This window comes from Rhizobium sp. 62_C5_N11_2, assembly GCF_051811185.1.
In the GTDB taxonomy this organism is placed as follows: domain Bacteria; phylum Pseudomonadota; class Alphaproteobacteria; order Rhizobiales; family Rhizobiaceae; genus Rhizobium; species Rhizobium leguminosarum.
In genome coordinates this window covers 1-22,706 of the sequence record NZ_JBPWPW010000001.1, presented here as the reverse complement: position 1 = coordinate 22,706, position 22,706 = coordinate 1, and the positions used below count along the sequence as shown (strand labels likewise).

Annotated in this window: 25 protein-coding genes; 18 read left to right on the top strand and 7 right to left on the bottom strand. The window is 62.0% G+C overall.

All coding sequences use genetic code 11. From position 1 onward, the window contains the following. Window positions 1-55: 55 nt before the first annotated feature. From tsaB to trmB, 12 genes are all read left to right on the top strand, one after another. Complete coding sequence (gene tsaB / locus AB8B31_RS00125; RefSeq protein ID WP_018244502.1) at window positions 56-718, top strand: tRNA (adenosine(37)-N6)-threonylcarbamoyltransferase complex dimerization subunit type 1 TsaB; 663 nt, start codon at window positions 56-58, stop codon at window positions 716-718. Further along, complete coding sequence (locus AB8B31_RS00120) at window positions 715-1,215, top strand: GNAT family N-acetyltransferase (protein ID WP_018244501.1); 501 nt, start codon at window positions 715-717, stop codon at window positions 1,213-1,215. Before tsaB ends, AB8B31_RS00120 begins: the two co-directional genes overlap by 4 nt. Window positions 1,216-1,297: 82 nt before the next feature. Continuing rightward, complete coding sequence (locus AB8B31_RS00115; protein ID WP_003544875.1) at window positions 1,298-1,726, top strand: Fur family transcriptional regulator; 429 nt, start codon at window positions 1,298-1,300, stop codon at window positions 1,724-1,726. A gap of 27 nt (window positions 1,727-1,753) precedes the next feature. Continuing rightward, window positions 1,754-2,551 (top strand): lysophospholipid acyltransferase family protein, encoded by a 798-nt coding sequence (locus AB8B31_RS00110; RefSeq protein ID WP_128408950.1) that lies wholly within the window; start codon window positions 1,754-1,756, stop codon window positions 2,549-2,551. A 320-nt stretch (window positions 2,552-2,871) separates the two neighbouring features. Then, entirely contained in the window at window positions 2,872-4,305 is a 1,434-nt protein-coding gene (gene miaB, locus AB8B31_RS00105) for a tRNA (N6-isopentenyl adenosine(37)-C2)-methylthiotransferase MiaB (protein WP_018244499.1), read from the top strand. 18 nt (window positions 4,306-4,323) lie between these two features. Further along, complete coding sequence (locus tag AB8B31_RS00100) at window positions 4,324-5,376, top strand: PhoH family protein (RefSeq protein WP_018244498.1); 1,053 nt, start codon at window positions 4,324-4,326, stop codon at window positions 5,374-5,376. Beyond that, on the top strand, window positions 5,376-5,891 hold the full coding sequence (gene ybeY, locus AB8B31_RS00095) for an rRNA maturation RNase YbeY (protein ID WP_018244497.1): 516 nt from the start codon (window positions 5,376-5,378) through the stop codon (window positions 5,889-5,891). The genes AB8B31_RS00100 and ybeY overlap by 1 nt, the downstream gene beginning before the upstream one ends. Next, window positions 5,888-7,033 (top strand): hemolysin family protein, encoded by a 1,146-nt coding sequence (locus tag AB8B31_RS00090; protein ID WP_018244496.1) that lies wholly within the window; start codon window positions 5,888-5,890, stop codon window positions 7,031-7,033. The genes ybeY and AB8B31_RS00090 overlap by 4 nt, the downstream gene beginning before the upstream one ends. A gap of 80 nt (window positions 7,034-7,113) precedes the next feature. Further along, a complete protein-coding gene (lnt, locus tag AB8B31_RS00085) occupies window positions 7,114-8,718 on the top strand; it encodes an apolipoprotein N-acyltransferase (protein WP_026188588.1) in 1,605 nt (534 codons plus the stop codon). A 152-nt stretch (window positions 8,719-8,870) separates the two neighbouring features. Continuing rightward, entirely contained in the window at window positions 8,871-9,287 is a 417-nt protein-coding gene (locus tag AB8B31_RS00080; RefSeq protein ID WP_018244494.1) for a helix-turn-helix domain-containing protein, read from the top strand. Between the two features lie 178 nt (window positions 9,288-9,465). Beyond that, complete coding sequence (gene metK / locus AB8B31_RS00075; protein ID WP_018244493.1) at window positions 9,466-10,704, top strand: methionine adenosyltransferase; 1,239 nt, start codon at window positions 9,466-9,468, stop codon at window positions 10,702-10,704. Between the two features lie 8 nt (window positions 10,705-10,712). Beyond that, a complete protein-coding gene (trmB, locus tag AB8B31_RS00070; RefSeq protein WP_018447791.1) occupies window positions 10,713-11,414 on the top strand; it encodes a tRNA (guanine(46)-N(7))-methyltransferase TrmB in 702 nt (233 codons plus the stop codon). A 129-nt stretch (window positions 11,415-11,543) separates the two neighbouring features. Here the strand turns inward: trmB and AB8B31_RS00065 are convergent, their stop codons facing one another. After that, window positions 11,544-12,251 carry a helix-turn-helix transcriptional regulator gene (locus AB8B31_RS00065; protein ID WP_113541654.1) on the bottom strand — a complete coding sequence of 236 codons (708 nt, stop codon included), beginning with the start codon at window positions 12,249-12,251 and terminating at the stop codon, window positions 11,544-11,546. 89 nt (window positions 12,252-12,340) lie between these two features. Between AB8B31_RS00065 and AB8B31_RS00060 the strand changes: the two genes are divergently transcribed. Next, a complete protein-coding gene (locus tag AB8B31_RS00060; RefSeq protein ID WP_018244490.1) occupies window positions 12,341-12,739 on the top strand; it encodes a VOC family protein in 399 nt (132 codons plus the stop codon). A gap of 278 nt (window positions 12,740-13,017) precedes the next feature. Here AB8B31_RS00060 and AB8B31_RS00055 read toward each other — a convergent pair whose 3' ends face one another. Continuing rightward, window positions 13,018-13,275: a DUF1150 family protein gene (locus AB8B31_RS00055; RefSeq protein ID WP_003556039.1), complete on the bottom strand. Its 258-nt coding sequence runs from the start codon at window positions 13,273-13,275 to the stop codon at window positions 13,018-13,020. Between the two features lie 47 nt (window positions 13,276-13,322). After that, window positions 13,323-13,748 (bottom strand): Hsp20 family protein, encoded by a 426-nt coding sequence (locus AB8B31_RS00050; RefSeq protein WP_003583826.1) that lies wholly within the window; start codon window positions 13,746-13,748, stop codon window positions 13,323-13,325. 278 nt (window positions 13,749-14,026) lie between these two features. Between AB8B31_RS00050 and AB8B31_RS00045 the strand changes: the two genes are divergently transcribed. Then, window positions 14,027-14,971: a nucleoside hydrolase gene (locus tag AB8B31_RS00045; RefSeq protein ID WP_128408368.1), complete on the top strand. Its 945-nt coding sequence runs from the start codon at window positions 14,027-14,029 to the stop codon at window positions 14,969-14,971. A 39-nt stretch (window positions 14,972-15,010) separates the two neighbouring features. Here AB8B31_RS00045 and grpE read toward each other — a convergent pair whose 3' ends face one another. Both grpE and hrcA read right to left on the bottom strand, forming a co-directional pair. Then, on the bottom strand, window positions 15,011-15,643 hold the full coding sequence (gene grpE, locus AB8B31_RS00040; RefSeq protein WP_018244488.1) for a nucleotide exchange factor GrpE: 633 nt from the start codon (window positions 15,641-15,643) through the stop codon (window positions 15,011-15,013). Between the two features lie 111 nt (window positions 15,644-15,754). Beyond that, entirely contained in the window at window positions 15,755-16,843 is a 1,089-nt protein-coding gene (gene hrcA / locus AB8B31_RS00035; RefSeq protein ID WP_018244487.1) for a heat-inducible transcriptional repressor HrcA, read from the bottom strand. A gap of 128 nt (window positions 16,844-16,971) precedes the next feature. On the opposite strand from hrcA, the gene rph reads away from it, so the two are divergent. Genes rph through hemW form a run of 4 tightly spaced genes read left to right on the top strand, consistent with a single transcriptional unit; the run spans window position 16,972 to window position 19,970 of the window. Next, the gene (gene rph / locus AB8B31_RS00030; RefSeq protein WP_011650181.1) at window positions 16,972-17,691 is read left to right on the top strand and encodes a ribonuclease PH; all 720 of its coding nucleotides are present in this window, start codon (window positions 16,972-16,974) and stop codon (window positions 17,689-17,691) included. Further along, complete coding sequence (locus AB8B31_RS00025; protein WP_128408369.1) at window positions 17,688-18,113, top strand: VOC family protein; 426 nt, start codon at window positions 17,688-17,690, stop codon at window positions 18,111-18,113. The genes rph and AB8B31_RS00025 overlap by 4 nt, the downstream gene beginning before the upstream one ends. Next, on the top strand, window positions 18,114-18,758 hold the full coding sequence (rdgB, locus tag AB8B31_RS00020; protein ID WP_018447798.1) for an RdgB/HAM1 family non-canonical purine NTP pyrophosphatase: 645 nt from the start codon (window positions 18,114-18,116) through the stop codon (window positions 18,756-18,758). A gap of 9 nt (window positions 18,759-18,767) precedes the next feature. Next, the gene (gene hemW / locus AB8B31_RS00015) at window positions 18,768-19,970 is read left to right on the top strand and encodes a radical SAM family heme chaperone HemW (RefSeq protein ID WP_018244484.1); all 1,203 of its coding nucleotides are present in this window, start codon (window positions 18,768-18,770) and stop codon (window positions 19,968-19,970) included. 67 nt (window positions 19,971-20,037) lie between these two features. On the opposite strand, the gene AB8B31_RS00010 is transcribed toward hemW, so the two are convergent. After that, on the bottom strand, window positions 20,038-21,120 hold the full coding sequence (locus AB8B31_RS00010) for a saccharopine dehydrogenase family protein (protein ID WP_047617302.1): 1,083 nt from the start codon (window positions 21,118-21,120) through the stop codon (window positions 20,038-20,040). A gap of 137 nt (window positions 21,121-21,257) precedes the next feature. Next, the coding region (gene dnaA, locus AB8B31_RS00005; RefSeq protein ID WP_439001899.1) for a chromosomal replication initiator protein DnaA at window positions 21,258-22,706 on the bottom strand (1,449 nt) is incomplete at its 5' end.

Here is a 22,706-nt window from a genome sequence, read left to right as displayed (position 1 = left end):
TTCGGCCGAACGGATTTATCGATAGGCGACACTAGTTTATTCGGAAATTGATGGCATGATCATTCTGGCGCTCGACACGGCAGGTGTGGACTGCGCTGCCGCCGTCTATGACAGCGGCAGGGATACGGTGCTGGGGGAGGCATCGGACATGATCGGCAAGGGGCATGCTGAACATCTGATTGGTATCGTCGATCGCGCGCTGGATCAGGCGGGACTGGCACTTTCTCATATCGACCGCCTTGCCGTCACCATCGGTCCCGGCTCCTTTACCGGTATCCGCGTCGGTGTTGCCGCAGCCCGCGGTTTTGCGCTCTCCCTCAATGTGCCGGCCGTCGGCATCACGACACTCGAAGTCATGGCATCAGCCCAGCGCGACAAGACGCCTCATCGCGCCGTGCTGGCGGCGATGGATGCCAAGCGCGACGAGATCTACCTCCAGTCCTTCGCAGCCGACGGTTCGTCCCTCGACACGCCACGGGCAGTCAGCGTTGCAGAAGCACAGGCATTTGCCGCCGGCTTCGACGGCGAGATCACCGGTTCGGCGACGGCGCTGCTGAAGGCCGACGCCGGCGGCGATCACACCAACAGGTTCCCGATCTCCATCGTGGCGCGCCTGGGCGCTGCCGCCTCCCCCGATGCCGGAAAGCCGAAGCCCCTTTATCTGCGCGGACCCGATGCCAAACCGCAGGCCGGATACGCGATTGCGCGACGAGTATGACGATGCTGGAAGCCTATCTGACGCTGAAACCGGAATTCGAGATCATCGCCATGGAGCGCGAGGATTGCCGCGATGTCGCCGTCCTGCACGGCGAGCGCTTCGCCCGGCCCTGGGGCGACGGTGAATTTCACGGCCTGCTGATGCAGGACACTGTGTTCGGCTTCGTCGCGCGCCAGACCAATGCCATCCTGAAAAAGCCGCTTCCGGGTTTCATTCTTGCCCGCCATGTCGCCGGCGAGGCTGAAATCCTGACCATTGCCGTGCAGGCGAAGGTCGCCCGTGCCGGACTGGGCTGGCGGCTGATGCAGGCGGCGATGCGGGAAGCGCGGTCGCGCGGCGGCGAGAGCATGTTTCTCGAGGTCGACAACGGCAATACGGCAGCGCTTGGCCTCTACCGCAAGCTCGGCTTCGAAAAGGTCGGCGAACGTCAGGGTTACTACAGACAGGAAAACGGCGCCCTCTCCACGGCGCTTGTCATGAAGCGCGTTCTTCGGTAGTTCCCTGGCAGCAAGATGACATGCAGGCCGGCGCAAATGCCGTGCGGCGTTGTCGAAACACGAATGTCTCTATAGGCCGGCGATGACTGATGTAGCCAAGACCCTTGAGGAGCTTTGCACCGAACGCGGCATGCGCATGACCGAGCAGCGCCGCGTGATCGCGCGCATCCTGGAAGACTCGGAAGACCATCCCGACGTCGAAGAACTCTACCGCCGCTCGGTGAAGGTCGATGCTAAGATCTCGATCTCGACCGTCTATCGCACCGTGAAACTGTTCGAGGATGCCGGCATCATCGCCCGGCACGACTTCCGCGACGGGCGCTCGCGCTACGAAACGGTGCCGGAAGAACACCATGACCATCTGATCGACCTGAAGACCGGCACGGTCATCGAATTCCGCTCGCCGGAGATCGAGGCGCTGCAGGAGCGCATCGCCCGCGAACACGGCTTCCGGCTGGTCGACCACCGGCTGGAGCTCTACGGCGTGCCGTTGAAGAAGGAAGACCTCTGAAGCAATGGCAGCCCGGGAGACCAGCATTTGATCGCCTGGTTGCGCATCGCCTTCGCCGCGGTCGTCATCCTTGCCGTCAGCATCGTGCTCATGCCGCTGCAGGTGCTGGCGCTGCGTTTCGACTGGCGGCTGCGCCGCAGCCTGCCGCGCGTCTGGCACCGGATCGTCTGCTATTGCCTCGGCATCCGCGTCCGCGTGAGCGGCAAGCAGGAAGATCGCCGGCCGCTGATGCTCTGTTCCAACCATTCCTCCTGGCTGGATATCATGGTGATGTCGGCCGTTGCCGACGTCGTCTTCATTGCCAAGATCGAGGTGCGCGACTGGCCGATCTTCGGCACGCTCGCCAAACTGCAGAAGAGTGTCTTCGTCGTGCGTGAGGAGCGGCGCAAGACCGGCCATCAGGCAAACGAGATCGCCGGGCGCATGGCCGACGGTGAGATTGTCGTGCTCTTCCCCGAGGGCACGACCTCGGACGGCAACCGGCTGCTCGAGGTCAAGTCGTCGCTGTTCGGCGCTGCCGCGATGGCGGTGCCGACGTCGCCGACGGGAACGGTCGTGGTGCAGCCGGTGGCGGTTGCCTATACCAGGGTGCACGGCATCGCCATGGGGCGCTATCACCGGCGGCTCGCCGCCTGGCCGGGGGATCTCGACCTCTTGCCGCATCTCATCGATATCGTGCGCTGCGGCGCCATCGACGCCGAAGTTTCCTTCGGTGAGGCGGTGGATTACCGTGCCGATACCAGCCGCAAGGAGGTGAGCGCGACGATTGCCTTGCGCATCCGCAACCTCCTCAACAGCCGACTGCGCGGGCGGGAAATCTTCTAGAGCCTTTCCTGGTCAGATTGAATCATTCTGCCGGAGCAGGTTTTCGTCAGGGCTGAGGCGATTGGCGAAGGGCATACCTCTTGGTACGTCCGAGCCAATCGCCTCTGATCCTGGCGGAAAAATGCCCGGCCCTTCGGGTTGGCTAAAACGGGCCGGCTGATCGACCGGCCGGCTTGGCCGTAGAGCTTGGCTACGACGCGCGCCGGCCGGTAGAGCATCCGACTCCGTTTGAGCCAACAGAATGCTTCAATCTGACCAGGAAAGGCTCTAAAACAAGATTTCGATTTTCTCCGGCGTCAAAAACCACTAAATAGCGCGCCATGACACAGGACAGCGCCCTTCTCCCGGCCCCGAAGGCAATCCCCCACGAGGGCCCCAACGAGGCCCTCCGCGACGGCAGCAACAGCCGCAAGGTCTTCATCAAGACCTACGGCTGCCAGATGAACGTCTACGATTCGACGCGCATGAGCGATGCCCTCGCCCGCGACGGCTATGAGCCGACGGACGATATGGAAGAGGCGGATCTCGTTCTCCTCAACACCTGCCATATCAGAGAGAAGGCGGCCGAGAAGGTCTATTCGGCGCTTGGGCGGCTGCGCGAGATGAAAAAGAAGAAGGCGGCGGACGGCCGGGAGATGATGATCGGCGTTGCCGGCTGTGTCGCCCAGGCCGAAGGCGAGGAGATCCTGCGCCGCGCGCCTGCCGTCGACGTCGTCATCGGCCCGCAGACCTATCACCGCCTGCCGGAGGCGCTGCGCCGGGCCAAACAAGGCCAGCGCGTCGTCGATACCGAATATGCGATCGAAGACAAATTCGAGCATCTGCCGATCGCCGAGAGCCGAAAGATCCGCGCCCGCGGCGTTACCGCCTTCCTGACGGTGCAGGAGGGCTGCGACAAGTTCTGCACTTTCTGTGTCGTGCCCTATACACGCGGCTCGGAAGTGTCGCGGCCGGTTTCCCAGATCGTCGAGGAAGCCGAAAAGCTCGCAGAAGGCGGGGTGCGCGAGATCACCCTGCTCGGGCAGAACGTCAACGCCTGGCACGGCGCCGGGCCGCGGGGCGAGGCATGGAGCCTCGGCGACCTGCTCTACCGGCTGGCCGAGATCCCCGGCCTTGCCCGGCTGCGCTATACCACAAGCCATCCGCGCGACATGGACGACCGGCTGATCAATGCCCATCGGGACCTCAGGGCGCTGATGCCCTATCTGCACCTGCCGGTGCAGTCGGGTTCGGACCGCATCCTGAAAGCGATGAATCGGCGTCATACGGCGGCCGAATATCTGGCGCTGATTGCGCGCATCCGCACGGTGCGGCCTGACATCGCACTGTCGGGCGATTTCATCACCGGCTTTCCGGGGGAGACAGACAAGGATTTTGAGGATACACTGAGGCTTGTGGAGGAGGTCCGTTATGCACAGGCCTTCTCGTTCAAATACTCGACACGGCCGGGCACACCCGGCGCGGAACTGAAGGACCAGGTGCCGGAAGAGATCAAGGCAGAACGGCTGGAACGCCTGCAAATGCTTCTCCTGAAGCAGCAGCAGGAATTTGCCGAATCCTGCATCGGCAAAGAGATTGACCTGTTGCTCGAAAAGCCCGGTCGCATGCCGGAACAACTAATCGGACGTTCTCCCTGGCTTCAATCTGTGAATGTTGATGCAAAAGCATCGCAAATCGGTGACATTATCAAAGTGCGAATCACAGGAACCGGAACGAACAGCCTGTTTGCCGAACGCGCAGAGGCTGCGGTTTAACCTAAGGAGCCCGACCGCTTGAACGGACAAGAATTGGTTTCTTCTTCACCGCGCCACCCCCGCACGCCGAGCGACACCAATCACTTCGTCCTGACGTTCGAGAACAACCGCTTCGCCAGCGAGCTCTTCGGTCAATTCGACCAGAACCTCAAACTGCTCGAGCAACGGCTGAACATCGATGCGCGGGCGCGCGGCAATTCGGTCGTCATCACAGGCGATATCGTGACCACCAACCAGGCGCGGCGCACACTCGACTATCTCTATGAAAAGCTTCAGAAAGGCGGCAGCGTGGAACGATCCGACGTCGAGGGCGCAATCCGTATGGCGGTCGCCGCCGACGATCAGCTCAGCCTGCCAACCATGGAGCGCAAGGCCAAGCTGACGATGGCACAGGTTTCCACACGCAAGAAGACGATCATCGCCCGTACGCCGACCCAGGATGCCTATATCAGGGCGCTGGAACGCGCCGAGCTTGTCTTCGGCGTCGGCCCGGCCGGCACCGGCAAGACCTATCTCGCCGTCGCCCATGCCGCTCAGCTCCTGGAGCGTGGCGCGGTCGAAAAGATCATCCTGTCGCGCCCGGCCGTCGAGGCCGGCGAGCGCCTCGGCTTCCTGCCCGGCGACATGAAGGAAAAGGTCGACCCCTATCTTCGCCCGCTTTATGATGCGCTCTACGACATGATCCCTGCCGACAAGGTCGATCGGGCAATCACCGCCGGCGTCATCGAAATCGCGCCGCTCGCCTTCATGCGCGGCCGCACGCTCGCCAACGCCGCCATCATCCTCGACGAAGCGCAGAATACGACGTCGATGCAGATGAAGATGTTCCTGACGCGTCTCGGCGAAAATGCCCGCATGATCGTCACCGGCGACCCGAGCCAGATCGACCTGCCGCGCGGCGTCAAATCCGGCCTCGTCGAGGCCTTGCAGCTTCTGAACGGCGTCGAGGGCATCTCGATCGTGCGCTTCAAGGATACCGACGTCGTCCGCCATCCGCTGGTCGGGCGCATCGTTAGGGCCTATGATTCCACTTACGCCGTCGAAACCGAAGAAGTCAGCCGGCAGGACTAATGGCCGAACTCGACATCCAGATCAGCGTCGAGGACGTCGGCTGGCCCGGCGAGGAGACGCTGCTGTCGTTTTGCGAACGCGTGCTCGGTGCCGCGGTGGTCTATCTCCGCGACAGCGAGAAGCAGCCCTTCCCGACGATGCCGCCCGAGGTTTCGCTCGTCTTCACCGACGATGCCTCGATCCAGGACATCAACGCCGAATGGCGCGGCAAGGACAAGGCGACCAATGTGCTCTCCTTTCCGGCCTTTCCGGTTCAGCCCGGCAAGATGCCCGGCCCGATGCTCGGTGACATCATCATCGCCCGGGAGACGTTGGAGCGGGAAGCGGCCGAGCTGGAAAAGAGTTTCGACGACCACCTGACCCACCTTCTGGTGCACGGTTTCTTGCATCTTCTCGGCTACGACCATATGAATAGTGCCGAAGCCGAAATTATGGAGGGGCTGGAGACTCGCATTTTGGCCCAGCTCGGCCTATCTGATCCCTACGAGGGTCAAGACCTTAAAATGGAACCATGAGCGACTTTACGACGAAGCCGGCGGCAGACGCCAAGGACTCCGAGTCATCCTCCTCTTCGGACGAGGCAGGCAGTAGTAGTCGGCCATCCGGCCGATCGCAATCCTTCTGGTCGCGCGCCGCGCGCATCCTTCGCCCGCAGCAGGGCTCGCGACTGCGCGAGGATCTCGCCGACGCGCTGATGACCGATGCGGCAGGCGACGACGCCTTTTCGCCCGACGAACGGGCGATGCTCAACAACATCCTGCGCTTTCGCGAGGTGCGCGTCGCCGACGTGATGGTGCCGCGCGCCGATATCGAGGCGGTCGACCAGAATATCACCATCGGCGAGCTGATGATCCTCTTTGAGGAATCCGGCCGCTCGCGCATGCCCGTCTATGCCGATACGCTCGACGATCCGCGTGGCATGGTCCATATCCGCGACCTGCTCTCCTACGTCGCCAAGCAGGCGCGCAACAAGCGCCGCGGCCCGACGAAACCGGCCGTTGCCGTGCCGGCGATCGAGGTTGCGCCCGAAAACATCCAGAAGACCACGCGTTCGGCCAAGACGAATTTCGATCTCGCCCGCGTCGACCTGCAAAAGACGCTGGCCGAAGCCGGTATCATCCGCAAGATCCTGTTCGTGCCGCCGTCGATGCTGGCGTCCGACCTGTTGCGTCGCATGCAGGTGAACCGCACGCAGATGGCGCTCGTCATCGACGAGTATGGCGGCACCGACGGGCTTGCCTCGCATGAGGACATCGTCGAGATGGTGGTCGGCGACATCGACGACGAACATGACGACGAAGAGGTGATGTTCAAGCGCGTCGCCGAAGACGTCTTCATCGCCGACGCGCGCGTCGAACTGGAAGAGATCGCCGCGGCGATCGGGCCGGATTTCGACATCAGCGAGCAGGTCGACGAGGTCGATACGCTGGGCGGCCTGATCTTCTCGGCGCTCGGCCGCATCCCGGTGCGCGGCGAAGTCGTCCAGGCGCTCCCGGGCTTCGAATTCCACATCCTCGACGCCGATCCGCGCCGCATCAAGCGGCTGCGCATCACCCGCAAGCGCCATGCGATCCGCCGCCGGACCAAGCTGGATGGCGACATCTCCCCCGGCTCCGAGGCCGGCGACGACCGGCCGGCGGAATCGACCGCGAACTGACAGCACCCAACTGACGGGACAAAGAGCCGCTTTTTTGAAAGACTGCGAACGGGTTGATTCGCGGTTTGATGGGAGTGCGCATGGAGCGGCTTGCGGACAGGGTTATCCTCGTCTGGGGTTTCAAACGGTCGCTGCTGGCCATCGCCGCCGGGGCATTCGCGGTTCTGGCGCTGCCGCCCATCGGTTTTTTCGCGGCGATGTTCGTCTCCTTCACACTGCTCGTCTGGCTGATCGACGGGGCGGCGGCTTCGCCTGAAAGCGGCCTGATCGGCAGGCTATGGCCGGCGTTTGCCACCGGCTGGCTGTTCGGCTTCGGCTATTTCGTCGCCGGCCTCTGGTGGCTCGGCCATGCGCTGCTGGTCGATCAGGAAGAATTCGCCTGGGCGCTGCCGCTGGCAATCCTCGGGCTGCCGGCCTGTCTTGCAATCTTCTACGGGCTGGCGGCTGCCCTTGCCCGCATCTTCTGGTCAGATGGCATGGGGCGGATCGCCGCCCTTGCGGCAGGCTTCGGGCTGATGGAATGGCTTCGAAGCGTGATCCTCACCGGCTTTCCCTGGAATGCCATCGGCTACGGCATGATGCCGGTTCCGCTGATGATGCAGTCGGCACATGTGATCGGGGCGATGGGGGTGACGGCCCTTGCCGTCTTCGTCTTTTCCGCGCCTGCCCTTGCCGGGACACGGCAAGGGGCGCGGCCGGGCATCGCGCTTGCTGTCCTGCTCTTTGCCGCCCATCTCGGTTATGGCGCTTATGCTCTCCATCTCGCGCCGCGGCCGGACGCCTTGCCGGAGGACAAGCGGCCGGTGGTGCGGCTGGTGCAGCCGGCCATCGACCAGGCGGCGAAGATGGATAACGACGCCGACCGCGCCGCGATCTTCGAGACGCATCTGAAGCTGTCAGCCGAAGCGCCGAAGAATGGCGGGCGCAAGCCCGATATCATCGTCTGGCCGGAAACCTCGATCCCCTTCATCCTCACCGACAACCAGGATGCGCTCACGCGGATCGCCGATACGCTTGACGACAATCAGATCCTGATCGCCGGCGCCGTACGCGCCGAGGAAATGGGACCGGGCACCCCGGTGCGCTACTATAATTCCATTTACGTGATCGACGGCCGCGGCCAGATCATCGCCGCCTCCGACAAGGTGCATCTGGTGCCTTTCGGCGAATATCTGCCCTTCGAGGACGTGCTCACCGGATTCGGCATCCAGAACGTCGTCGAGATGCCGGGAGGGTTTTCGGCCGCGGCAAGCCGGCACCTGCTGACGCTGCCCGGCGGGCTCAATCTCTATCCGCTGATCTGCTACGAAATCATTTTCCCCGATGAAATGACCGGCGACATAAAAGACGCCAACGCGATCCTCAATATCACCAATGATGCCTGGTTCGGCGCGACGCCCGGCCCCTACCAGCATTTCCAGCAGGCGCGGGTACGGGCCGTGGAAACCGGCCTGCCGCTGATTCGTGATGCCAATAGCGGCATTTCAGCGCTGGTGAATGCCCATGGGGAAATTATTGCGGGTCTCGATCTTGCGGAAACCGGCTTCATCGATGCAACGCTCGATAGTATCAGCGACGGGCGCGGAACAACATACCCCCGGCAAACTTACTTCTGGTTGACCGAGGCGCTGCTGATTCTGATTGCGCTAATTTCTCGCAGAGGTTTTATTTCCGGGTTGAATTGACCAAAAACCCCTAAAATTGCATAGTGATGACAATCGGCGTTCTTAACGTATGTTTGAAGGTGGGTTCCTCACCGCTTGCAACGTGGCGTTTTGGGATGGATCAGGGGCATGCCGGTTAGAAACAGGTTGAAATTCTTAGCTAGGGCACGACCATGATTGAAAACAAAAAGAAGCCGAATCCGATCGACATCCATGTTGGCAGCCGTATTCGCCTCCGTCGTACGATGCTGGGCATGAGCCAGGAAAAGCTTGGCGAAAGCCTTGGCATCACATTTCAGCAGATCCAGAAATACGAAAAGGGCACCAACCGCGTCGGCGCAAGCCGTCTGCAGAACATCTCGAACATCCTCAATGTTCCGGTGTCCTTTTTCTTCGAGGACGCGCCCGGCGAACATTCTGCCGGCGGCGGCATGGCCGAAGCCTCCAGTTCGAATTACGTCGTCGATTTCCTGTCTTCCTCGGAAGGCCTGCAGCTCAACCGCGCCTTCGTCAAAATTTCCGATCCCAAGGTTCGCCGCAAGGTCGTGGAGCTGGTGAAAGCTTTGGCAGCTGAAGCCGACGCCGACTGAACGACGACCATCGCAGAATTCGAAAGGCGGTCGAAAGGCCGCCTTTTTTGCGTTTTTGGGGCAAAATTTGTCACTTTGCCGCAGATATAAAGATATATTTATGTCCTTCTGCGCTTGTCATCGGCCCTCGAACTGAGTACCTACTAGCTGGCTTTTATTCTTTGAGGGGAATCCCGAAATGCGCGCGAATTATCTCTTTACCAGCGAATCTGTTGCCGAAGGTCATCCGGACAAAGTCTGTGACCGCATCTCCGACGAGATCGTCGATTTGGTCTACCGCGAAGCGGCCAAGACCGGCGTCAATCCATGGGGCGTGCGCATTGCCTGCGAAACGCTGGCGACGACCAACCGCGTCGTCATCGCCGGCGAAGTTCGTCTGCCGCCGAGCCTGATGAAGAAGGACAAGGACGGCAAGGACGTCATCAACCCGTCGAAGTTCAAGGCCGCCGCTCGCCGCGCCATCAAGGATATCGGCTACGAGCAGGATGGCTTCCACTGGAAGAAGGCCAAGATCGACGTGCTGCTTCACTCGCAGTCGGCCGACATCGCGCAGGGCGTCGACAGCGCTTCTGACCAGCAGGGCGACGAAGGCGCCGGCGACCAGGGCATCATGTTCGGTTATGCCTGCCGCGAAACGCCGGACCTGATGCCGGCTCCGATCTATTATTCCCACAAGATCCTGCAGCTGCTCGCGGTTGCCCGCAAGAAGGGCGACGGCGAAGTTGCCAAGCTCGGCCCCGATGCCAAGAGCCAGGTGACCGTGCGTTACGTCGACGGCAAGCCGTCGGAAGCAACCTCGATCGTGCTTTCGACCCAGCATCTCGACGAGAGCTGGGATTCGAACAAGGTCCGCGCCGTCGTCGAGCCCTATATCCGCGAAGCGCTCGGCGAGCTGAAGATCGCTGACGATTGCAAGTGGTACATCAACCCGACCGGCAAGTTCGTCATCGGCGGACCAGACGGCGATGCGGGCCTCACCGGCCGCAAGATCATCGTCGACACCTACGGCGGTGCCGCTCCGCATGGCGGCGGTGCATTCTCCGGCAAGGACACGACGAAGGTCGACCGTTCGGCCGCCTATGCCGCCCGCTATCTTGCCAAGAACGTCGTCGCCGCCGGCCTTGCCGACCGTTGCACGATCCAGATCTCCTACGCGATCGGCGTCGCCCAGCCGCTGTCGATCTATGTCGACCTGCACGGCACCGGCAAGTTCACCGAGGATCAGATCGAGGCAGCGATCCGCAAGAACATGGACCTTTCGCCGACCGGCATCCGCCGCCATCTCGACCTCAACAAGCCGATCTATGCCAAGACCTCCGCTTACGGCCATTTCGGCCGCAAGGCCGGCCGCGACGGCTCGTTCTCCTGGGAGCGCACCGACCTCGTGAAGGCGCTCAAGGAAAGCGTGAAGGCCTGAGATAAAGCATGACGGATATGGAACGCCGCGGCCGGGCGACCGAAGCCTTCTTCGGTCGTCGCAAGGGCAAGGCTCTGCGCGAACAGCAGGCCGAGACGCTGAACAGTCTCCTGCCGGCATTCCTGATCGATCTCTCAGCGGCTCCCCCGGAGCCGCTGACATCCCTCTTCCCGGTTCCGGTCGAGAGATTGCGGCTGGAAATCGGTTTCGGCGGCGGCGAGCACCTGATCCACCGCGCGCTGGAGACGCCTTCGACCGGCTTCATCGGTGTCGAACCCTTCGTCAATTCCATGCAGAAGCTGTTGTCGCGCATCGGCGAGACGGGTGCCTCCAATATCCGCGTGTATAATGACGACGCGACGCAACTGCTCGATTGGCTGCCGGACGGCTCACTCGATCAGATCGACTTGCTCTATCCCGATCCCTGGCCGAAGCGGAAACACTGGAAACGGCGTTTCGTCTCGAAAACCAATCTCGACCGCTTTCATCGCGTGCTGAAGCCTGGCGGCCTGTTCTGCTTCGCCTCCGACATCGACACCTATGTCAACTGGACGCTGATCAAATGCCGCGACCATGGCGGTTTCGACTGGATCGCCGACAATGCAGCGGATTGGCTGACGCCCTATGAGGGCTGGCCGAGCACACGTTACGAGGCCAAGGCCAGGCGCGAGGGCCGGTCTTCGGCCTATCTGACATTCAGGAAGATCTGAGGCTGCCGACAAGTCGGCGAACGCGCCGGGATGTTCCTCGGCGCGAAAGATCGCATGAGGCGCAGGCCTGACGGATTTCCGGTATTGTGCGGCAAGTGCCATCAATGACCGCTAACGGCCCCGAAACGGTCACTGCGCCCCACGGGAATTCCGCATTTCGGCATCGCGCCACTGCTGCCATCGCTGCCTCAGCTTGCTCCGGGACATGCCTATGGATTCACCGAGAATCTCGACTTTGAGGATCCGTTCCGTGCGGAAATGACGGAAGGCTTGTTTCGATTGGCACCACGCGATCAAGAGGCTGTGCGTGTCGGCATAGCCGAGAAGCACAGGCCAGACGATGCGGCTGGTGATCGTCTCATCCGCCGCGCGATAGTCGAGCTCAAGCTTGCGGCCTTCCCTGATCGCCAACCTGAGCGGACGCGTATCGCATGTCACATCGCCGCCGACATCATCCGGTTTGATGCCGACGGCGGGTTGGGCAATATAGGGAAGAAGGTCCTGCGGCATGACCGATGTGATCTTGGCCATCACATCGCTGGCGGCATTCCGCATGGCCGCGTCATTCAACCTTGCCACCATTTGAACGCCGAGCACGACGGCCTCGATCTCGTCAGGCGTCAGCATGAGCGGCGGCATGTCATATCGCGGATCGAGGACGTAGCCGAACCCCGCTTCACCCTCGATTGGAACACGCTGGGCAATCAGGTGTGCGATATCGCGGTAGACGGTTCGCCGCGCGACCTCAAGTTCATCCGCAAGCTCAGACGAGGTCACCGGGCGGCTCGACCGTCGAAGAATCTGGATGATCTGAAAAAGTCGATCTGCTTTTCGCATGCCTGATGACTCCTGCTGCCACAACGCTGTCAGCACGGCTATGTCACAAAAGCAAGGAAAGAGACGGTCGCGCACCCAAGGAGAAGATCATGAAGTTCGCATCCACCCGCCTCATTGCCTCGGATATGACCGGCATGGTGGCCTTTTATGAGCTTGTGACGGGCTGTCGCGCCGACTGGCTTGCGCCCCTCTTCGCCGAGATCGTCACCCCCGGCGCGAGCCTCGCAATAGGCAGCGCGGAAACCGTGGCCTTGTTCAGCGAAGGCAGTGCGGAGCCCGGGGCCAACAGGACGGCCATTCTCGAGTTCATGGTATCGGACGTCGATGCGGAATTCGCACGGCTCAAGGACCAGGTCACGGTCGTGCACGCCCCCAAGGATTTGCCTTGGGGCAATCGGACAGTGCAGATTTCCGATCCCGAGGGGACACGCGTTGCCCTCTATACACCCGTAACCGACGCCGCGAGACAGCGTTTCGCCGGCCGTTGATTGACCGACGCTGTTTGCCGGAGCTTTTGTTTGAGTAACGTTCCGCGCGTCGACGACCGCAACCAGCACGACTCGTCGGCCGCCTCTGGCTCATAGTTGCCCTCGATAGGCCTGGTGACAGGTGCTACCGAATCCTGGAATTTTCAACGTCTTCGCACATAAGGCGTCGAAAGGAGGCTCCGCGCATAGGTCGCGACAAGCAGCCTCAACCGCAGCGAAATCGGATAAGCGGCCACGCACCGGACGAGCGCTGAAACGCGACGGACGCTAACTGACGGTCAGTGCAGGCTGACCGTCTTCAACTCGTCCTCGGCAGCTTTGAAGAAGGTGCTGGAGCGGTTGTCCGTCAAAAGGATCGGCGTGCCGTCGGCGCCGAAGAGTGCCCAGAGATCGACGGTCGGATCGATATCCGGCGCCTCGGGAAAGCACTTGGCGACCTCATCGGTCCGCATTTTTCTGATATAGGCGACCTCGCCGTTGCCGATATGGGCAAGCTCGGATTTGGTCAAGTGAGACGTGGCTTCTTTCATCAACATTCCTGTTCCTCCGGGAGAAGGGACCAACGGTTCGACAAACCGTTGTGCTACTGTGAGACCGAAATGTTAATTTTCTTGACCATTCTCGCAGGTTCCGGACGAATTAGATCGACGGAGAGCAGACCGTTCTTCAGGCCGGCGCCGAGCACCTGCATGCCGTCGGCAAGAACGAAGGTGCGTTGGAACTGGCGGGCGGCGATGCCGCGATAGAGATAATCCCGCTCGCCCTGTTCGACCTGGCGGCCGCGGATCAGAAGCTGGTTCTCCTCAATGGAGACATCGAGTTCCTCCTCGCTGAAGCCGGCCACGGCAAGGGTGATGCGCAAACGTTCCGGCGCGCCGCTGTCGGCGCCGATGCGTTCGATATTATAGGGCGGATATCCGTCGCTCGCCTTGGAAATGCGCTCGAGCGTCTTTTCCATGGCATCGAAGCCCAGAAGCAGGGGGCTGGCGAAAGGGGTAATGCGGCTCATCTCTTTTCAAGTCCTTGACGCAAGCGACCATCCCGGACCTCAAACGCAGCATCCGGATGCCGCTAATATGGGGAGAAGAGCCCGGCGCTGCAAGGCGTGGGCGCGACCTGTCGGCGCGCCCTCTCAATTTTGAGGTGGTGGCGGCCCGGCTCTTTCCTTGACAAAGCCTCCGCTGCCTCGCATCAAAACGTGCCCGCGCGGAATGTGCTGATTTGTGACGGGAAGTGAAGAAATCGGTGCATGCCGATAACACGCAGTGCGAGGATGGAACGATCGGAATGGCAAGCGCAAGAAAGATCATCATCGACACGGATCCCGGCCAGGACGACGCGGCCGCCATCATGCTTGCCTTCGGCAGTCCCGATGAGCTGGAGGTTTTGGGGATCACCACGGTCGCCGGCAACGTGCCGCTTTCGTTCACCAGCCGCAATGCGCGCATCGTCTGCGAGCTCTGCGGCCGGACGGAGACCAAGGTTTTTGCCGGCGCCGATGCGCCGATCGCCCGCAAGCTGGTAACCGCCGAACATGTGCACGGCAAGACCGGCCTCGACGGTCCGGAACTCAGCGAGCCGACGATGGCGCTGCAGCCCGGCCATGCCGTCGACTTCATCATCGAGACGCTGCGCCGCGAGCTGGAGGGCACGGTAACGCTGTGCACGCTCGGGCCGCTCACCAATATCGGCATAGCCTTCCAGAAGGCGCCCGACATCGTCCCCCGCATCCGCGAGTTGGTGATGATGGGCGGCGGCTTCTTCGAGGGCGGCAACATCACGCCGGCGGCCGAATTCAACATCTATGTCGACCCCGAGGCCGCCGACATCGTCTTCCGCTCAGGCGTTCCGATCGTGATGATGCCGCTTGACGTGACGCATCAATTGCTGACCCGCAAGGACCGGGTGAAACGCATGGCCGAGATCGGCACGGCGCCGGCAAAGGCCATGGTCGAGATGCTGGAATTCTTTGAACGCTTCGACATCGAGAAATACGGTTCCGACGGCGGGCCGCTGCACGACCCGACCGTTGTCGCCTACCTGCTGAAGCCGGAGCTTTTCCAGGGCCGGGATTGCAATGTCGAGATCGAGGTCCAGTCCGAACTCACCGTCGGCATGACGGTCGTCGACTGGTGGCATGTGACCGAGCGCAAGCGCAATGCCAGGGTCATGCGCTATGTCGATGCGGACGGCTTCTTCGATCTGCTGATCGAACGCTTCGCCCGCATCTGATCCTTTGGCCTCCCTCTCCCGAGGGAGAGGGAAATGATATCAGGCGTCCTTCTCGTCGAAGACAGAGTTGGTTTCGGCTTCGGCCGGCTTCGGGCCGCCCTTGGCGACGCCGACCATGGCCGGGCGCAGCACGCGCTCGCCGATGGTGAAGCCTGCCTGCACGACCTGGACGACCGTGTTGTTCGGCACGTCCGGGTTCGGCACCTCGAACATCGCCTGATGGAAATTCGGATCGAACTTCTGGCCAACCGGCTCCAGCTTGCGGACGCCGTGGCGCTCGAGAGCCGACAGCATGGCGCGCTCGGTCATCTCGACACCCTCGATCAGCGTGCTCAGGCCGGCATCGGCCGCAGCCTTGGTCTCCGGAGAGATGGCATCAAGGGCGCGGCGCAGATTGTCGGAGACGGCGAGCATGTCGCGCGCGAAACCCGCGACGGAATAGGACTTGGCATCCTTCACCTCGCGTTCGGTGCGGCGGCGCAGATTGTCCATCTCGGCAGCAAGGCGCAGATAGCGGTCGCGCAGTTCGCCGTTTTCGGCTTTCAGAAGCTCGATCGGGTCCGGCTGGGCGGGCTCTTGCTGCGCAGTTTCGTTCTCGACGTAGGCGGCAGCGTCGGCTGCGGCATCGGCCGCAGTTGCGTCAGGTCCGTTTTTCGTCGTGTCATCGGTCATGACGGTCTCCGGTTGGTGTCTTCAGATGCGCCCGATATCGAGGTTTGACCGAAAAAAATCAAGTCTGCGTGACAAAGAAGCGAAAATTCCGCACACTTGATAGCTGCTGTGTCAAAGCTGATTGCGCGAAAGGCGGGAGACGAGCTGGGCTGTATAGTCCACCATTGGCACGATACGGGAATAATTGAGCCGCGTCGGGCCGATGACGCCGACGGCGCCGACGATGCGATCATCATCGTCACGATAGGGCGCGACGATCAGCGACGAGCCGGACAGCGAGAAGAGCTTATTTTCCGAACCGATGAAGATGCGCACCCCCGAACCGCTTTCGGCGAGATTGAGGATCTCGATCAGGCTGTCCTTCTTCTCGAGATCGTCGAACAGCAGGCGCAGCCGGTCGAGATCCTCGGCGCCGGCCAGGCCCTCGAGCAGGTTAGCGCGGCCACGGATGATCAGCTGAGCGGGCTTTCCCTCGTCCGGGCTGCCGGACCAGACAGCGATGCCCCGCTCGACGAGATCGCGCGACAGGGCATCGAGCTCGTGGCGGACGTCGTCCTTCAGCCGGCTTAATTGCTTGCGAAGCTCCGGCAGGGTCTGGCCGGACATGTGGGCATTGAGAAAATTCGCCGCCTCCGTCAGCTGCGAGGAGGTGACACCCGCCGGCAGCTCGATGATGCGGTTTTCCACCTGATCGTGATCGCCGACGAGCACGGCGAGCGCCTTTGTCGGTTCGAGCCGGATGAACTCGACATGTTTCAGCACCGGATCGCTTTTCGAGGTGATGACAAGGCCGGCACCCCGCGAAATGCCGGATAGCATGCGGCTTGCCTCGTTCATCATCGATTCCACGGGGTTACCGCCGCTTTCGGCCCGCACCTGCCGGTCGATGTTGGCGCGCTCCTCGGCGGAGAGGTCGCCGACCTGCATGAAGGCATCGACGAAGAAGCGCAGGCCGATCTGGGTCGGCAGCCGGCCGGCGCTGACATGCGGCGAATAGATCAGGCCGAGCTCTTCGAGATCGCTCATGACGTTGCGCACCGAGGCCGGCGACAGCGACATCGGCAGCAGCCGGGACAGGTTGCGCGAACCGAGCGGCTCGCCGCTTTCCAGATAACCTTCGACGATGCGACGAAAAATTTCCCTGGAGCGCTCGTCCAGCGCAGCTACGGCATCCGAAACCGACGTCGACCTGATGCCCATGAAGCTTTCGAACCCGCGCTGATGATACTTCCCGAAAAGTAAGTCAAACTCGCACCCGTGGCAAAAGGGAATTTGCAAATGAGCGCCGCCAATCGTAGAAGCGGTCAAATAAACTCCAGGAGATAAGAATGCGGCCTTCAGGCAGAAAAATCGACCAGATGCGCAAGGTCTCGTTCGAGCGCAATTTTTCCAAGCATGCGGAAGGCTCCTGCCTGGTGAAGTTCGGCGATACGCATGTGCTCTGCACGGCGAGCCTCGAGGAAAAGACGCCGCCATGGCTGCGCAATACCGGCAAGGGCTGGGTCACGGCCGAATACGGCATGCTGCCGCGGGCGACCGGCGAACGCATGAAGCGCGAGGCCGCCGCTGGCAAGCAGGGCGGCCGCACACAGGAAATCCAACGGCTGATCGGCCGGTCACTGCGTGCCGTCGTCGACCTGCAGGCGCTCGGCGAACGGCAGATCACGCTCGATTGCGACGTCATCCAAGCCGATGGCGGCACGCGGACCGCTTCGATCACCGGCGGCTGGATCGCGCTTTACGACTGCCTGAAATGGATGGAAAGCCGCAACATGATCAAGGTCGACCGGGTCCTGAAGGATCACGTCGCCGCCATCTCCTGCGGCATCTTCGCCAGCCAGCCGGTGATCGATCTCGATTACCTCGAGGACTCCTCGGCCGAGACCGATGCGAACTTCGTCATGACGGGAACCGGCGGGATCGTCGAGATCCAGGGCACGGCCGAAGGCACGCCGTTCAGCGAAGGCGAATTCACCTCGCTGATGCAGCTTGCCAGAAACGGCATCGGCGAACTCGTGGCGCTGCAGAAGCAAGCCGTCGAAGGATGAACCCCATGCTGGAAGGCATGTTGGAAACGGCGCTCTATGCGCGGGATCTCGACCAGGCCGAGACGTTCTACGAAGACGTTCTCGGACTTGAAAAGATCGCCCGCGCCGCCAATCGGCATGTCTTCTTCCGCTGCGGGCCAGGCGTTCTCTTGATCTTCAATCCCGAGGAAACGGTGAAGCCGCCGGCGCCTGAAGCACTGCAGGTGCCGCCGCATGGCACGACCGGCCAGGGCCATGCCTGTTTCCGGGTGTCCGGCCGCAATATCGATGCCATGGCCGAACGGCTGACGGCGGCGGGTGTCGCGATCGAATCCGAGGTGCGCTGGCCGAACGGCGGCCGCTCGATCTATTTCCGCGATCCGGCCGGCAACAGCCTGGAATGCGCGGAGGCTAAAATCTGGGGCATCGAACAGGATATCTGAATGCGCAAGCTTGAAACGAAGACCATCGTCGTCGCCAGCCACAATGCCGGCAAGATCCGCGAGATCCAGGAATTGATCGGGCCGCTCGGCTTCACCGCCAAATCGGCCGCCGAGCTGAACTTCGTCGAACCGGATGAGACCGGCACGAGCTTCGAGGAGAATGCGACGATCAAGGCGGTCGCCTCGGCCAATGCCGCCGGCATGCCGGCGCTTTCGGACGATTCCGGGCTGGTGGTCGACGCACTCGGCGGCGATCCTGGTGTCTACACCGCCAATTGGGCGGAGAAGGCCGACGGCACGCGCGATTTCGACATGGCGATGGCCAAGGTGGAAAAGGCGCTGCAGGATGCGGGCGCGACAAAGTCCGAACAGCGCACGGCGCGTTTCATCAGCGTGCTCTGCCTCGCCTGGCCGGATGGGCACACGGAGCTGTTCCGCGGCGAGGTGGAAGGCAGCGTCGTCTGGCCGCCGCGCGGCACCCAGGGCTTCGGCTACGATCCGGTGTTCCAGCCTGAGGGCTACGGCATCACCTTCGGCGAAATGAGCGGCGAGGAAAAACACGGCTGGAATGTCGGCAAGCCGCAAGCGCTGTCGCACCGGGCCCGCGCCTTCAAACTCTTTGTCGAAACCTGCCTGGAGGCATAAGGTCGGTCCGTGGTCAATCTCGACACGCCAAGCATCTCGCGCGACGCGGCCCTGCTGCCCGATACCGGCGAGCCGGGCTTCGGCGTCTATGTGCATTGGCCCTTCTGCGCGGCGAAGTGTCCCTATTGCGACTTCAACAGCCATGTGCGCCACCAGCCGGTGGATCAGGAGCGCTTTACATCAGCCTTCCTGACGGAGATGGCGACGGTCCGATCCATGAGCGGGCCGAAGACGGTGACGAGCATCTTCCTCGGCGGCGGCACCCCCTCGCTGATGAAGCCGGAAACGGTTTCGGCCATTCTCGACGGCATTGCACGGCACTGGCATGTGCCTGCCGGTATCGAGATCACCATGGAGGCCAACCCTTCGAGCGTCGAGGCCGAACGCTTCCGCGGCTATCGGGCGGCCGGCGTCAATCGCGTCTCGCTCGGCGTGCAGGCACTGAATGACCGGGATCTGAAATTCCTCGGCCGGCTGCATGATGTCGCCGACGCGCTGAAGGCAATAAGGCTGGCCCGCGACATTTTTCCGCGCATGTCCTTCGACCTCATCTATGCCCGGCCCGACCAGACGGTCGAGGAATGGGAAAAGGAGCTGAAGGAGGCGATCTCCTACGCGGTCGACCATCTTTCGCTCTATCAGTTGACCATCGAGGAAGGCACGCCCTTCTACGGCCTGCACAAGGCCGGCAAGCTGATCGTACCGGACGGCGAGCAATCGGCGCTGCTCTACGAGGCGACGCAGGAGATCACCGCGCGCGAGGGCATGCCGGCCTATGAGGTTTCCAATCATGCCCGGCCGGGGGCTGAAAGCCGGCATAACCTGACCTACTGGCGCTACGGCGATTATGCCGGCATCGGTCCAGGCGCCCATGGCCGGTTGACGCGTGGCCCGGAGAAGCTCGCGACGGCGACCGAGCGCAAGCCGGAAACCTGGCTCGACATGGTCGAGCGTGACGGGCACGGCATTCTCGACGAGGAGCGGCTCGGCTTCGAGGAACAGTCCGACGAGCTGCTGCTGATGGGGCTGCGGCTCAGGGAAGGCGTCGATCTTGCCCGCTGGCAGCAGCTTTCGGGCCGCGACCTCGATCCGAAACGCGAGGAATTCCTGCTCGAACACAAATTCATCGAGCGGATCGGCAATTCACGCCTGCGCTGCACGCCGTCCGGCATGCTGATCCTCGATTCCGTCGTCGCCGATCTCGCCTGCTGACGTCAATACGACGAGCGGAATTGCAGCGCGGCGGCATCGATGTTGTCGCCGCGCCGAAAAGTGTGTCTCAGCGGTGGCTGGTCGCACCCGCCTTGAAGAGGCTGCCAGTTGGCGTTTTCAGGAACATCTCCAGCGGAATATGCTCCTGGTGCAGGAAGCCGGTTGCCGGCAGCAGGCCGTCGCGGACCATCTCGATGACGGCGACGACGGAGGCTGACGTCGTCCAGGCGATCGCCGTGCGGCGCGCGCCGGCAATCTCGATCGGGTAATAGGCGCGCACGAACTCCTTGCGGCGCAGGCTGCCATTCTCGCTGCCTTCGGCAGCGACATGGACATAGACGACATCGTCTTCAACAGGCGGCTTGGCATTGGTCAGGATCTCGCCGGCGAGCTTGCGCTTGTCGCGCATCAATAGCTCATGGAAGAAGAAGTTCATCAGCTCCATATGGCCGGGATAACGCATGGTCTTGTAATCGAGATTGTCGATCTTGCCGAGCATCGTATCGCACATGGTGCCAAGGCCACCCGACGTCGTAAAGGCTTCGAGCTTGACGCCGCCGACATAGACGGTCTCGTGCCATTCCATCGGCGAGACGAGCTTGCGCACACCGCCCTCGATGACCTCGCAGTCGTTCAGATATTCGTTGACGACGCCCTCGGGCGACCAGTTGAAGGCGTAGCCGAGCAGTCCGGTCGGATGCTGCGGCAGGGCGCCGACGCGCATGCGGATCGAACGGCAGCGATCGAAGCCGTCGGCCAGGCTTGCGCCGACGATGCCGACAAAACCCGGCGCCAGGCCGCATTGCGGCGCCATCAGGCCGCGGGCGGTCTTCGACAGCTCGATGATGAAATTGGTTGTGGGAACGTCTTCGGTCAGATCGAAATAGTGGATGCCGGCAAGATGGGCGGCGCGCGCCAGCTCGATGTTCAAATGATAGGGCAGGCAGGAGAGCACAGCCTCGACATTCGAGAGCAGTTCGCCGATCACTTGGGGATCGGAGATGTCGCCGGTGCGGCACTTGAAGGGGACGTCGCTAAGCGGCAATTGCGCGTCGACGCCGATGACCTCGAAGCCGCCTTCATGCAAAAGCGTCGCCGCCAGCCGTCCGACCTTGCCCAGGCCGAGAACGGCGATCTTTTCAAAACTCATTCATTCCTCCCACGCGCCGTTTTGGCGCTTCAGTCTTTGACATGCACGTAATGCGCGGGAGGTATAGAATAAAAAACTTATAAAGGAAAACGGCCGGAATCGCTTCCAGCCGTTGAATCCTTAAGAAAACCCGTCGATTATTCGTTGATCAAGCGCTTCAGAAGCTCGACTTCGTGCGAAAGTTTGGTGTCTCCCGAAATCAGCTCCTCGATCTTGCGCACGGCATGCAGCACGGTCGTGTGATCGCGCCCGCCGAAACGGCGGCCGATCTCCGGGAAGGAGCGCGGCGTCAGTGTCTTCGACAGATACATGGCGATCTGGCGCGGCTTGACGATGACGCGAGTGCGGCGGTTTGAGACCAGTTCCTGACGCGAGACGTTGTAGTGTCTTGCGACGATGCGCTGGATATCCTCGATGCGCACACGGCGAGGCTCGCCGGAGCCGACCAGATGGGCGAGCAGTTCGTCCACGCGTTCGATCGACAGGTTCGGCTCGAAGGAGCGGCGGAAGACCAGCTGGTTGAAGGCGCCTTCAAGTTCGCGGCCGCTGGCCGTGACGTTGCGAGCGACGTGCTGGAGCAGCTCGGCGGGAATTTCGAGCGACGGATCTTCGAGCCGGGCTACAGCAAGGCGACGCTTGAGGATTTCGAGACGCATCTCGTAATCCGGCGCGTCGAGTTCGATCGCGACACCGCCCTGCAGGCGCGAGCGAACGCGGGGATCGAGCGACTCCAGCTCCCAAGGCGCACGGTCGGCGGCAACGACGACCTGCTTGGCGCTGTCGAGCAGCATGTTCAGGAGGTGGCAGAATTCATGCTGGATCATCTTGCCCTGCAGGAACTGCATGTCGTCGATAATCAGGAGATCGATGTTGCGCAGCGAATCCTTCAGCGTCAGCGCATCATTGTCGCGGATCGCGGTGGCGAAGCGCCACATGAAATATTCGGCCGTCAGATAGACGACGCGCAGCGCCCGCGGGTTCTGCACTGCCGCATTGGCGACCGCCTGCAGCAGGTGGGTCTTGCCGAGGCCGACGGTCGAATGGATGAAGAGCGGGTTGAAGCGCACGGCGCCCTGACCGGCTTCCGCGATCGTCTTTGCCGCCGCAAGCGCGACCCGGTTCGAGCTGCCTTCGACGAAGGTGTCGAAGGTAAAGCGGCTATCGAGCGGCGAACCGAAGAGCGGCGAGCCAAAGCTTGCAGGCCTTGCGGCGGCAACAGCCGACACCGCCTGCTGGACGGCCTGACCGGCCGGCTGGGCGCTTGTCGGGCGGCGCATCTGCGTGGGGGCGGCTGGTTCCGGCACCGCCGCTTCGTCGAGTGGCTTCATGCCATGGCGCGTCGCCGTACGCACCAGGACTTCGATTTTCAGAATTTCCGGATCTTCGGCCTGGAACAGACCGGTGATGAGATCGAGATAACGATTGTTGATCCACGACTTCAGGAAGGTCGTGGGGACCGAAAGGCGAACGACGCTCTTCGATACCGAATGCAGCTTCAGCCGGGCGAACCAGCTGGCGTAGACATCCTGACCGACCTGAGCCTTCAAGCGCGCACTGACGCGCTCAAACAATACGTTCTGCTTCAT